Origin of the sequence: Achromobacter sp., from assembly GCF_049647645.1 — a bacterium.
GTDB lineage: Bacteria > Pseudomonadota > Gammaproteobacteria > Burkholderiales > Burkholderiaceae_B > Achromobacter.
The window spans coordinates 1-12,073 of the sequence record NZ_JBARYB010000014.1 but is presented as its reverse complement, the minus strand read 5'-3'; the positions used below and the strand labels follow the sequence as shown (position 1 = coordinate 12,073).

Here is a 12,073-nt window from a genome sequence, read left to right as displayed (position 1 = left end):
CCAGGGTAAATGCGTATGCCCGGAAGCTTGGCTTGGCCTTGACTCATCCTGGCATGCCAGCCTAGCATTGATATAACTGTGAAATATCACTGTTATTTTAATTGGCGGTTCCAACCTTACTTCGAACAGGAAATTCCATGGTCCATAAAGTCCGCATCACCAGCCCCCACGTCGCCGAAGCCGAGCCCGGTCTGTGGTCCAACTGCCTGCGCGTGAAAGATTCGGCCTATCTGTCGGGGCTGACCGCTCGCGCCAACGATGGCACCACGATCCAGGGTGCGAATGCCTATGAGCAGGCCCAGGTCATCTTTGCGAAGATGAAGCATCTGCTGGAAGCCGCAGGCGGCCAGATCGACGACATGGTCACAATGACGATCTTCCTGACCAACATGGCGGACAACCAGCAGGTGTGGAAAGCGCGCCGCGAATTCTTCAGCGGCGATTTCCCCGCCTGCGCGCTGGTGCAGGTATCCGCCCTGGCCAAGCCCGAGATCCTGGTGGAAATCCAGGGCCAGGCGCGTCTGGCGGACTGACGCCATGAAAATCGTTCGCTATGCCAGCCAGTCCGGCCCGGTACTGGGCCGGTTGGACGGCCAGGCCATCACGCCCTTCCAGGGCGTGGCTGACGTACAGGCGCTGCTAAGCAATGTCGTACAGGCCAGCGGCGCGGCTGTGCCGCTGGAGTCGGTGCGTCTGCTCGCGCCCATCGTCCCGCAGCGCAATGTGTTCTGCGTGGGCTGGAACTATCTCAAGCACTACGACGAAAGCAAGGGCAAGCGCGAAGGGCAGGAGGTCGAGCTGCCTGAGCGCCCCACCTTCTTCAGCAAGCTGCCCACCACGGTCGTGGGTCCCCGCGACAGCGTACCGCTGCATGAGGCCTATACGGCCAAGCTGGACTGGGAAGTCGAGCTGGCCGTGGTGATAGGCAAGGAGGGACGCGATATCGCCGAAGCCGATGCCCTCGGCCATGTGTTCGGCTACACGGTAGCCAATGACCTCAGCGCGCGCGATCTGCAGCGCGCCCACGGCGCGCAATGGTTCAAGGGCAAGAGCCTGGACGCGACCTGCCCGATGGGGCCGGTCCTGGTCACCGCGGATGAAATCGGCGATCCGCAGAATCTCGCCCTGGGTTGCGAGGTCAATGGCGCGCGCATGCAGCACGGCCACACCCGCAACCAGATCTTCAGCGTGGCGCGTGTCATCGCCGAGCTGTCGCAGGGACTCACACTGCTGCCAGGCGACGTCATCCTGACCGGCACGCCCGAGGGGATAGGCGCGGCCCGCCAGCCCCCTGTGTTCCTGGCTGATGGCGACGTCATGGAGTGTTGGGTGGAAGGCATAGGCGCGTTGCGCAACGTCGTGCGTGCGGGCCTGCGCTACGCGGAATAAGCCGCCAAACGTGCGGCACCGCTGAAAAATCAAGGGGTAAACATCATGAAGAAAACCGTATTGACGGCCGCGCTGGCGCTGGCCAGCGTGAACGCTGCCGCCGCCGACGCTTTCCCGTCGCAACCCATGACGCTGATCGTGCCGTACACCGCAGGCGGCTCCTCGGATGCGTTGGCGCGGGCGCTCGCGAAGACCATTGCGAAGAACACCGGCGCCAACATCATCGTCGAAAACCGTCCGGGCGGCAGCACGGTAATAGGCGCGCAGACCTTGCTGGGCAAGCCTGCCGACGGCAACACAGTCCTGTTGATCGCGGCGAGCTTCGTCATCAATCCTTATCTGCTGAGCCAGTTGCCTTACGACAGCGCGAAGGACTTCCAGCCAGTCACGCAGCTGGCGTCCAACCCGCATGTGCTGGTGGTCGGACCCAAGGTGCCGGCGGGCGATCTCAAGGCATTCCTGGCGTGGGCCAAGGAACAGGGCGACAAGGCGACCTTCTCTTCGTTCGGCAATGGATCATCGGGCCACCTGGGCTTCGAGATGCTGAAAAAACAGGCCGGCCTGGGCATGATGCATGTGCCGTACAAGGGGGCGGCGCCGGCTACCATGGCCGTGCTGAGCGGCGAAGTGGATGCGACCCTGGGCGATGTGGGCGTGGTCGCGCCGCATATCCAGGCGGGCAAGCTGCGCGCCCTGGCGGTGGCCGGAAACATCCGCACGCCGGCCTTGCCCGACGTGCCGACTTTCGCCGAAGCCGGCCTGCAAGGTTTCGAATCGCAAACCTGGATGGGGCTGTTGACGCGCAATGGCGTGTCCGCGGAACGGGTGCATCGCCTGAACCAGATGTACTCGGAAGCGCTGCAGGATGCCGACGTGCGCCAGATCCTGGCACAGCAGGGCATGGTTGCGGCGGCCTCTACCCCGGAAGCGTTTGCGGCCTTCATGAAAGCAGAATCCGCCAAATATGGGCAGGCCATCAAGGATGGCAATGTGCGCATCGACTGAGGAAACGCTGGCCCGCCCGCATCGGTCGCTATAATCGCAGCGGTCTGCGCCGGTAACGGCGCGTGGTCAGCAACCATCACCGCATGCCCCAAACCCCTACCCCCAAGCGACTGCAGGAAGACACCGCGCCGGCGGCTTCGCTCGGCGAACAGGCGTACATTGCGATCAAGCGCATGATCCTTACGCAGGAACTGCGCGCGGGGGACCAGATCAACGTCGCGCAACTGAGCGAACAGCTGTCGCTCGGCCGCAGCCCCATCCACCTGGCCATACACAGGCTGGATCGCGAAGGCCTGGTGGACATCCTGCCGCGCAAGGGCATCCTGGTCAAAGCGGAAACCATAGACAGCTTTCTGGAGCTGATCGCCGCGCGCCTGCTGGTCGAACCGCATCTGACCGGCCTGGCTGTGGACAATGCCACGCCCGCGCTGCTGGAGCGGCTGCAGGCGCTGGTGGCGGCAGGCTGGGAATGCCATGAACGCCAGGACCGGCTGGGCAGCATGGAGATCGACCGCAGGTTCCACCAGACGCTGTACGAAGCCGCCCGCAATGACATCCTGGCGGAGTTCGCTGGCAGCCTGCTGGACCGTTCCATGCGCCTGTGGTTCCGACCGCCTGCGGGCAAGGCAGAAAAGCCCAATGTGGCGGAACTGGAAGATTTGTACAACATGGTCGAGCGTGGCGACAAGAAGGCTGCTGTACGCAAGATGGAGCAGCACATCGGCTCCGTGCGCGGCAAGTTTCTCTCGCGCGAATAAGCTTATAGCCGCAATGCGGTGGCGCGCCATATGACGCGCAGGCCTGAACAAAGGCCGAATAATTCGTTTGCGTAGGGGTTGCACGTTTTCATAATGGATCGTTCCTGAGCCGGCTTGTCCGGCGGCATTCGCGCAAGGAGCGACCCATGTCCCAGAGCAACGCGCTGCGCCGGTCCGAGGCGTATGCCGAATCCGCGGCACAAGCCTTTTCGATCCGCCCCCTGGCGGCCGTGACGGGCGCCGAAGTCGTCGGCATCGACCTGTCGCGCGAGCTGGCCCCGGCCGATTTCGCCCAGGTGCATCGCGCGCATCTGGACCATCACCTGCTGGTGTTCCGCGACCAGCGCATCACGCCACAACAGCACATCGATTTCAGCCGTCGCTTTGGCCGCCTGATGGTCCACGTGCTGCATCAGTTCCATCTGCCCGGGCATCCCGAGATCCTGATCGTTTCCAACATCGTCGAGGACGGCAAGCCGATAGGGCTGGGCGACGCAGGCAAGTATTGGCATTCGGACATCTCGTACAAGGAACTGCCCAGCCTGGGTTCGCTGCTGCACGCGCAGGAGCTGCCTATGCAAGGGGGCGACACGCTGTTCGCCGACATGCATGTGGCGTACGACACCCTGCCCGCCGCTTTGCGCGACGCGATCGAAGGCAAGCACGCCGTGCATTCCTATCTGGCCAAGTATGGCCAGCTGCAAAAGGAAGGTGCGTGGCGTCCCAACCTCAGCGCGCAGCAGGTGTCGCAGGTGCAGGAAGTGGTTCACCCGGTGGTGCGCACCCATCCTGAAACAGGCCGTCGCGCGCTGTTCGTGAGCGAAGGCTTCACCACCCGCATCGAGGGCCTGCCCGAAGACGAGAGCCGCCAGATCCTGGACGAGCTGTACGCCCACAGCATCCGGCCCGAACACATCTACCGCCACCAGTGGCAGCCACATGACCTGGTGTTCTGGGATAACCGTTCCCTGATCCACCTGGCCGGCGGCACGCCGGACCATCTGCGCCGCAAGCTGTACCGCACCACCATCGAAGGCGACGCGCCGTTCTGAGGTCCGGACCGCCGCAATTTCGCGCAAAACATTTATCCACAGGGTACGCCATGGGTTTTTCCTCTGTTCTACGTGATCGCTTGGTCCAGGCCGCCACCGGCGCTGGCCTCGCACTGGCCCTAGCCGTGCTGGCGCTGGCTTCGCCGACGCCGGCCATGGCGGAAGGCCGCATCCGCATCGCCGAGCAATACGGCATCGTTTATCTGTTGCTGAACGTGGCGCGCGATCAGCAATTGATTGAAAAGCACGGCAAGGCCGATGGTGTGGATATCTCGGTCGAGTGGGCCAAGCTGTCCGGCGGCTCGGCCGTGAACGATGCGCTGCTGTCGGGAGCGGTGGATATCGCGGGGGCGGGCGTGGGACCGCTGCTGACGATCTGGGACCGTACGCGCGGCAAGCAGAACGTGAAGGGCGTGGCTTCGCTGGGCAACTTTCCCTATTACCTGGTCAGCAACAATCCCAACGTGAAGACGATCGCCGACTTTACCGACAAGGATCGCATTGCGGTGCCGGCGGTGGGCGTATCGGTGCAATCGCGTGTGCTGCAACTGGCGTCGGCCAGGCTGTGGGGCGATGCGCAGTTCAACAAGCTGGACAAGATATCCGTCGCCTTGCCGCATCCGGACGCGGCCGCCGCCATCATTGCGGGCGGTACGGAAATCACCGGGCATTTCGGCAACCCGCCCTTCCAGGAGCAGGAACTCGCCGGGAATCCCAATGCGCGCATCGTGCTCAATTCCTATGACGTGCTGGGCGGACCCAGTTCGTCGACAGTGCTGTTCGCCACCGAGAAATTCCGCAAGGAAAATCCCAAGACCTACAAGGCGTTCCAGGCTGCGCTGAAGGAAGCGGCCCAGTTTGCCGCCGCCAATCCGGAACAGGCTGCCGACACCTATCTGCGCGTCACCGGGGCCAAGCTGGACCGCGACTTCCTGATCAAGGTGATCAAGAACCCCGACGTGCAATTCAAGCTGGAGCCGCAGAATACCTACGCGCTGGCTGAATTCATGCACAAGGTGGGCGCGATCAAGAACGCGCCGGCAAGCTGGCGCGATTACTTCTTCGATGATCCCGTCACGGCGCAAGGCAGCTGAGATGGGACTGAGCGCCGCAGCCCCTGTGGATAACACCGAAAAGGCCGCGCCTTTGCTGGCTGTGGATAAGGTGTCGATCGAATACAAGACACGTGAACGGCGCGTGCGCGCCACGCATCAGGTCAGTTTCGACGTGCATGATGCCGAGCGCTTCATCCTGCTGGGCGCATCCGGTTGCGGCAAGTCCACGCTGCTCAAGGCGATTGCGGGCTTCATCGAGCCAACCGAAGGCCGCATCGCCATCGACGGCAAGACCGTGCGCGGTCCCGGGCCCGACCGCATCGTGGTGTTCCAGGAATTCGACCAATTGCCGCCGTGGAAGACGTTGCGCCAGAACGTGGCGTTTCCGCTGGTGGCCTCGCGCAAGCTAGGCAGGCGCGAGGCCGACGAGCGCGCCATGCACTATCTGGACAAGGTTGGGTTGTCCGCGTTCGCCGACGCCTATCCGCACACCCTCTCTGGCGGCATGAAGCAGCGCGTGGCCATTGCCCGCGCCCTGGCCATGCAGCCGCGCGTACTGCTGATGGACGAGCCCTTCGCGGCGCTGGACGCATTGACGCGGCGGCGCATGCAGGAAGAGTTGTTGGCGTTGTGGGAAGACGTGCGTTTTACGCTGCTGTTCGTCACGCATTCGATCGAAGAGGCATTGGTGCTGGGCAGCCGCGTGCTGCTGCTGTCGCCGCATCCGGGGCGCGTGCGCGCGGAATTGAACGCCCATGCCTTCGGGCTGCATAGCCAGGGCTCCGCCGCCTTCCAGTCGGCCTCCAGGCGCATCCACGACCTGCTGTTCGACGTGGCGCCGGCTGAACAGCCCGCAGAACGGGCTGCGGCCTGAAGGAAACTCGCATGAGCACTGCGTACGCGGGCGCCGTGCCCGTCCGCCCCGAAGTGGAGTACCAGCTGCCGCCCTTGCCGCCGCAAGCGGCCGAAACGCCCCTGCCCTGGCATGAACGCCTTTGGCAGCACGCCAGCCTGCGTAAGCTGGCGATCTTGGCGCTGCTGGCCGGCATCTGGGAATTGGCGGCGCGCTATACCGACAACGACCTGCTGTTGCCCAGCGCGTCGCAAACGGCGGTGGCCTTCGTGCAGGGCATTGCCGGCGGCGAACTGCTGGCGCGCGCGGGACAGTCGTTGCGTGTGCTGGCACAGGGTTATGCGGCCGGCGTGGCGCTGGCCTTCGTGCTGACCACGTTGGCGGTGTCGACGCGTTTCGGGCGCGACCTGCTGTCCACGCTGACCGCCATGTTCAATCCCCTGCCCGCGATCGCGCTATTGCCGCTGGCGCTGCTGTGGTTCGGCCTGGGCGAAGGCAGCCTGGTGTTCGTGCTGATCCATTCGGTGTTGTGGGCGCTGGCGCTGAACACGTATGCGGGCTTTCTGGGGGTGTCGGAGACCCTGCGCATGGCGGGCCGCAACTACGGACTGACCGGCCTGCGCTACGTGCTGCAGATCCTGGTACCTGCGGCGCTGCCGGCCATCCTGGCCGGACTGAGGATCGGTTGGGCGTTTGCGTGGCGCACGCTGATCGCGGCGGAGCTGGTGTTCGGAGCTTCCAGCGGCAAGGGCGGACTGGGCTGGTACATCTTTCAGAACCGCAACGAGTTATACACAGACCGCGTGTTCGCCGGACTGGCAGCGGTGGTGATCATCGGGCTGCTTGTGGAAAACCTGGTGTTCGATACCGTGGAGCGTTTCACGGTCAGGCGCTGGGGCATGCAACGCTGACGGCCAAGCAGGGCGCGACAGCGCATCGATAAAAAAAGGCGGCCCTGTTCGGGCCGCCTTGCACGTAAGCGCGTCGCGGATTACAGCTTCAGTCCCAGCGCCTTGGCCACGCCAGCAGCGTAGGCCGGATCGGCCTTGCGGAAGTGTTCCAGCTGGCGGCGCTGGATTTCCTCGGGTACGCCCGCCATGTGGCGGCCGATGTTGCCGAACAGTTGCTCCTGTTGCGCAGGCGACATCAGGCGGAACAAGGCGCCCGGCTGCGAGTAGTAGTCACCGTCCACGCGATGGTTCCAGCGCGCCGCGGCCTGGCCGTCCAGCGCCAGCGGCGGTTCGCCCGCCGAAGGCGTTTCCTTCCATTCGCCCGCGCTGTTGGGCTCATAGTTCAGCGTACCGCCGGCATTGCCGTCGACGCGGCCCGCGCCATCGCGATGAAAGCTGTGGAACGGGCAGCGCGGCGCATTCACCGGGATCTGGTGGTGATTGATGCCCAGGCGGTAGCGGTGCGTGTCGCCGTAAGAGAACAGGCGCCCTTGCAGCATCTTGTCCGGCGAAAAGTCGATGCCGGGCACGACGTTGGCCGGCGTGAAGGCGGCCTGCTCCACTTCGGCAAAGTAGTTCTCGGGGTTCTTGTTCAGTTCCAGCACGCCGACTTCGATCAGCGGATAGTCGCCGTGCGGCCAGACTTTGGTCAGGTCGAAGGGGTTGATGTGGTAAGTCGCGGCTTCGGCCTCGGGCATGATCTGCACCTTCAGCGTCCACTTCGGGAAATTGCCCTGCTCGATGTTGTTGAACAGGTCGCGCTGCGAGCTTTCACGGTCATGGGCGACCACTTGCGCCGCTTCCTCGTCGGTCAGACAGGCGATGCCTTGCTGCGATTTGAAGTGGAACTTCACGTAGAAGCGCTCGCCGTCCTTGTTGACGAAGCTGAACGTGTGCGAACCGAAGCCGTGCTGCTGGCGCAGGTTGGCGGGGATGCCGCGGTCGCTCATCAGGGTGGTGACCTGGTGCAGCGATTCCGGGTTGAGCGACCAGAAGTCCCAGGCGGCGGTGGCGCTGCGCAGGTTGGTCTTGGGGTCGCGCTTCTGGGTGTGGATGAAATCCGGGAACTTCAGCGGATCGCGGATGAAGAAGACGGGCGTGTTGTTGCCGACCAGGTCCCAGTTGCCTTCCTCGGTGTAGAACTTGATGGCGAAGCCGCGCACGTCACGCTCGGTATCCGCCGCGCCGCGCTCGCCAGCCACGGTCGAGAAACGCAGGAACAGCGGGGTCTGCTTGCCGACTTGGGAAAAGATGTTGGCGCGGGTATAGCGCGAAATGTCGTGAGTGACGGTGAAGGTGCCGTAAGCGCCCGAGCCTTTGGCGTGCACGACGCGTTCGGGGATGCGTTCGCGGTCGAAATGGGCGAGTTTTTCCATCAGCCAGAAGTCTTGCAACAGCGCCGGGCCGCGCGGACCGGCGGTCATCGTGTTGTTGTTGTCTGGCACGGGCGCGCCTGCGGCGGTGGTCAGATGCTTCTTGTCGGTCATAGCACACTCCCTATGAAATGCCTGGAATGCGGGGGCCGCTGACGGCCCGCGCCGTATCTGCGACAACCCTGGCATTGCCGGCCTAGGGCTATCTCCGACACATCATAGGGGTCTTGCCTTACGGTGTGAAGTTGATTGAACTATAAAACTTGATAAAGAATAACTATCAAGAAAATCGCGGATCGGTATGGCCGGCTCGGCAAGGACGAAAAAAAACCGGTCCGCGCGGGACCGGTTTTTTGTGCAAGAGCGGGTTCTAGCGGTTGGCCGCGGCTTCCGCTTTGCGCTGCATGGCGCGCGTAATGGACCATTGCTGCGCGATCGACAGGGTGTTGTTGACGCACCAGTAGAGCACCAGGCCGGCCGGGAAGAAGAACATCATCCCGCCGAACACCAGCGGCATGATCATCATGACCTTGGCCTGGATGGGGTCCGGAGGCGTCGGGTTCAGTTTGATCTGCAGGAACATGGTGGCCATCATGATGGCGGGCAGAATGAAGAACGGGTCGCGGATCGACAGGTCGTGCACCCACAGGATCCAGGGCGCGCCGCGCATTTCCACGCTGGCCAGCAGCACCCAGTACAGCGAGATGAACACCGGGATCTGCACCACCATCGGCAAGCAGCCGCCCAGCGGGTTGATCTTCTCGGTGCGGTACATCTCCATCATGGCCGCATTGAGTTTCTGCTTGTCGTCGCCGTACTTTTCCTTCAAGGCCTGCAGGCGCGGAGCCACTTGCTTCATGCGGGCCATGGAGCGGTAGCTGGCGGCGGCCAGGGGGTAGAACACGGCCTTGATCAGCACGGTCAGCGCGACGATGGTCCAGCCCCAGTTGCCCAGGATGGAATGCAGCCAGGTCATCAGCTTGAACAGCGGCTTGGCGATGATGGTCAGCCAGCCGTAGTCGACCACCAGTTCCAGGCCAGGGGCCAGGGCTGCCATGGCCTTCTGGTCTTGCGGACCGACCCACAGGTGCGAATCGACACGCGTGGCGGCGCCAGGGGCGATCTCGCCGACGGCCTCGATGCTGCGGGCGGCGTACAGGTTCTTCTGCACTTCCAGCAGTTCGTTGGTGCGCGGCTTGCCCTGCGGGGGCACCCAGGCGGTGGCGAAGTAGTGCTGGACCACGGCGATCCAGCCGTTGTCCGATTGTTTGATGTAGTTGGCCTTCTTCTTCTCGATGTCGCTGAAGGTGATCTTCTGGAACTTGTCCTGTTCCGAGTAGACCGCGAAGCCGGTGAAGGTGTGATAGAAGCTGGATGTGTCGGCCGGGTCGTTGCCGTCGCGCTCGAGCTGCAGGTACAGGGCGGGCGACACGGGGGCGGCGCTGACGTTGGCCAGGTCGTGGCGCACGTCGACGTCATAGCGGCCGCGATGCAGGGTGAACGTCTTGGTGACCTTCACGCCGCCGGATTCGCCTTCGAAGGCGACCACCAGGTTGTCGCCGGTCAGCTGGCGCTCCGAGGACACGATGCGGAAAGGCGTCTGGTGCGTGGGGAAGCTCTGGCCGTTGGGGGCACCCACAACGCCGGTCTGCACCACGTAGTTCAGGCCGGCGGCGCGGTCCAGCAGCACCGTGGGCTTGTCGGGCTGGCCGGTGGCCGGGTACTTCAACAGCTCGGCGCGCACCAGCTGGGCGCCCATGGTGTCGAACGTCAGGCGCAGCACGTCGGTCGTGATGACGACTTCTTCCGAACGCGCGGCAGCGGGCGCCGCAGCGCCCGGGACGGCGGATGCGCCGGCGGTCGCGGGGACAGGCGCGCTGGGGACCGAAGGCGTCGCGTTGTTCGCGGCAGCCTGCGGCTCGCTCGTGGTGGCCGCCGGCGTGGGGCCGAACAGCGACGGCTTGCCGTTATGGATCTGCCAGTTGTTCCATAGGAGCAACAGCGAGAAGGAAAAAATCATCCAGAGGACGGTTCGTCGGATATCCATGGTGCCTACTGAGGTGAATACGGGCCAGCAAAGCCCGCCAGTTTAGCGTCAATCGTGCTCGGTGCGGTGGCTGTGGGAACAGCACGAGGGGCCATTGGTTCCCTTGGCCGGCGGAACCGGATCCAATCCGCCCGGCGACCAAGGGTGGCAGCGGCCAATGCGCCGGACCGCCAGCCAGAAGCCGCGCCAGGCGCCGTGGCGCTCGATCGCTTCGATCGCATACGCCGAGCAGGTGGGAGTAAAGCGGCATTGCCTGCCGATCCAGGGACTCAGGAAAAACCTGTAGAACCGGATCGGGGCAATGAGTAAAGCCTTGATCATCGCGCGATCCGCTCAAAGTGAGCGTCCACTTCGGCTCTGGCCGCGCGTTTCAGCGCAGTGAGCGTGGCGGGCGCAACCTTGCTATGCAGGCGCACGACGTAATCTTTTGCCGGCAACCCCAGGCGCCGATGGCGGAACGCTTCGCGGATGACCCGCTTGATGGCGTTGCGCGTACTGGCGTGGGCGGCGAACCGCTTGGCGATCACCAGGCCCAGGCGCGCACAGGCATCCTGGCCGGGGGGCAGATCATTGGGAGCGGCGCTCACAATGAAGAACGCCCCTCGGGCAAGACGCCGGCCTTTGAGGGCGGCGGCGAACTCGGAGGGGCGATGCAGCCGCGCCTCCGGCGGAAGCGTGGAGCGCGGCATGGACTGCAGGTCAGGCGTCAGGATTCCGGAAAACCGGAAAACCAGGACTTAGACGGCCAGACGCTTGCGGCCCTTGGCGCGGCGAGCGTTCAGGATAGCGCGGCCAGCGCGGGTTTTCATGCGCACGCGAAAGCCATGGGTGCGCTTGCGGCGGGTAACGGAAGGTTGGTAGGTACGTTTCATGGACGATCCACAAAAAGAACAAAAGTCAGAAGGGACCTGCCCGGAAGGGTTCCTGGTCGCGCATTCAGGAAGCGGGTATCCAATGAGCATTTTTGCAACAGGTGCAAAAAACAACTCGTAGACGGGGCTCTGACCGGGGAAACCCCGGGCGACTTATAGAAGCTAAAACCAGGCAGTTGCATGGGGCGTAGGCATCGTTAGACACCACCCGCAACAAAGCGCGGCTAAGCTCTCTGTGGAACCTTCTGACAGACAGAATTCGGAAAAGCCCACCATTTCAGCAAGTTTTCCCTGTCTTGTCAAACAGTTAAGCCTGGGCCACGCGGACAGTTATGCCCTACCCTGTGGATAACCCCAGCCCAGGCAAGGTAGAATCGAGGTTTGAATAAGAGCGACATGAAAGAATTCTGGCAGACCTGCGTCAGTCGTCTTGAGCAGGAACTCCCCCCCCAACAAATCAGCGCGTGGATACGACCGCTGGTCCCGCTTGCGTACGACGAAACGCAGGCGGTGCTGCGCGTTGCCGCGCCCAACCGCTTCAAGCTGGATTGGGTGCGCAAGAACTTTTCCCACCAGATCGAAGCGTTGGCCGCGGAGTGGTTCGAGCGTCCGGTGCAGGTACTGTTTGAGTTGCCCTCCCAAGGCGCCGCGCCGCGCATGCCGGTCGCGCCCGTGCGCGCTCAGCAACCCGCGCAACCGTACCCGTCCGGTGGTTACCC

General features: G+C 63.6%; 14 protein-coding genes. 9 read left to right on the top strand and 5 right to left on the bottom strand.

Going from position 1 to position 12,073, the window contains the following annotated elements; translation table 11 throughout:
• Nucleotides 1-137: 137 nt before the first annotated feature.
• The 8 genes from WBB14_RS01615 (at nucleotide 138) to WBB14_RS01580 (ending at nucleotide 7,023) form a co-directional block, all read left to right on the top strand.
• Complete coding sequence (locus WBB14_RS01615) at nucleotides 138-533, top strand: RidA family protein (RefSeq protein ID WP_424238280.1); 396 nt, start codon at nucleotides 138-140, stop codon at nucleotides 531-533.
• A gap of 4 nt (nucleotides 534-537) precedes the next feature.
• A complete protein-coding gene (locus WBB14_RS01610; protein ID WP_424238279.1) occupies nucleotides 538-1,389 on the top strand; it encodes a fumarylacetoacetate hydrolase family protein in 852 nt (283 codons plus the stop codon).
• A 45-nt stretch (nucleotides 1,390-1,434) separates the two neighbouring features.
• Nucleotides 1,435-2,394 carry a Bug family tripartite tricarboxylate transporter substrate binding protein gene (locus tag WBB14_RS01605; RefSeq protein ID WP_424238278.1) on the top strand — a complete coding sequence of 320 codons (960 nt, stop codon included), beginning with the start codon at nucleotides 1,435-1,437 and terminating at the stop codon, nucleotides 2,392-2,394.
• Between the two features lie 83 nt (nucleotides 2,395-2,477).
• The gene (locus tag WBB14_RS01600) at nucleotides 2,478-3,152 is read left to right on the top strand and encodes a GntR family transcriptional regulator (protein ID WP_424238277.1); all 675 of its coding nucleotides are present in this window, start codon (nucleotides 2,478-2,480) and stop codon (nucleotides 3,150-3,152) included.
• 146 nt (nucleotides 3,153-3,298) lie between these two features.
• Nucleotides 3,299-4,204 (top strand): TauD/TfdA dioxygenase family protein, encoded by a 906-nt coding sequence (locus WBB14_RS01595; protein WP_424238276.1) that lies wholly within the window; start codon nucleotides 3,299-3,301, stop codon nucleotides 4,202-4,204.
• Between the two features lie 50 nt (nucleotides 4,205-4,254).
• Entirely contained in the window at nucleotides 4,255-5,298 is a 1,044-nt protein-coding gene (locus tag WBB14_RS01590) for an ABC transporter substrate-binding protein (protein WP_424238275.1), read from the top strand.
• Between the two features lies 1 nt (nucleotide 5,299).
• A complete protein-coding gene (locus tag WBB14_RS01585) occupies nucleotides 5,300-6,133 on the top strand; it encodes an ABC transporter ATP-binding protein (RefSeq protein ID WP_424238274.1) in 834 nt (277 codons plus the stop codon).
• A gap of 11 nt (nucleotides 6,134-6,144) precedes the next feature.
• Nucleotides 6,145-7,023: an ABC transporter permease gene (locus WBB14_RS01580; RefSeq protein ID WP_424238273.1), complete on the top strand. Its 879-nt coding sequence runs from the start codon at nucleotides 6,145-6,147 to the stop codon at nucleotides 7,021-7,023.
• A gap of 80 nt (nucleotides 7,024-7,103) precedes the next feature.
• On the opposite strand, the gene WBB14_RS01575 is transcribed toward WBB14_RS01580, so the two are convergent.
• The 5 genes from WBB14_RS01575 to rpmH all read right to left on the bottom strand — a co-directional run bounded on the left by WBB14_RS01575 (nucleotide 7,104) and on the right by rpmH (nucleotide 11,354).
• Nucleotides 7,104-8,549 (bottom strand): catalase, encoded by a 1,446-nt coding sequence (locus WBB14_RS01575; RefSeq protein WP_424238272.1) that lies wholly within the window; start codon nucleotides 8,547-8,549, stop codon nucleotides 7,104-7,106.
• 256 nt (nucleotides 8,550-8,805) lie between these two features.
• Nucleotides 8,806-10,482: a membrane protein insertase YidC gene (yidC, locus tag WBB14_RS01570; protein WP_424238271.1), complete on the bottom strand. Its 1,677-nt coding sequence runs from the start codon at nucleotides 10,480-10,482 to the stop codon at nucleotides 8,806-8,808.
• A gap of 48 nt (nucleotides 10,483-10,530) precedes the next feature.
• Entirely contained in the window at nucleotides 10,531-10,803 is a 273-nt protein-coding gene (yidD, locus tag WBB14_RS01565; RefSeq protein WP_013397082.1) for a membrane protein insertion efficiency factor YidD, read from the bottom strand.
• The gene (locus WBB14_RS01560; RefSeq protein ID WP_013397083.1) at nucleotides 10,800-11,171 is read right to left on the bottom strand and encodes a ribonuclease P protein component; all 372 of its coding nucleotides are present in this window, start codon (nucleotides 11,169-11,171) and stop codon (nucleotides 10,800-10,802) included. Before WBB14_RS01560 ends, yidD begins: the two co-directional genes overlap by 4 nt.
• A gap of 48 nt (nucleotides 11,172-11,219) precedes the next feature.
• Nucleotides 11,220-11,354, bottom strand: coding sequence for a 50S ribosomal protein L34 (gene rpmH, locus WBB14_RS01555; protein ID WP_003816025.1), 135 nt, complete (start codon nucleotides 11,352-11,354; stop codon nucleotides 11,220-11,222).
• Nucleotides 11,355-11,750: 396 nt separating this feature from the next.
• Between rpmH and WBB14_RS01550 the strand changes: the two genes are divergently transcribed.
• A partial coding sequence (locus WBB14_RS01550; RefSeq protein WP_424238270.1) for a DnaA N-terminal domain-containing protein occupies nucleotides 11,751-12,073 on the top strand: 323 nt, incomplete at its 3' end.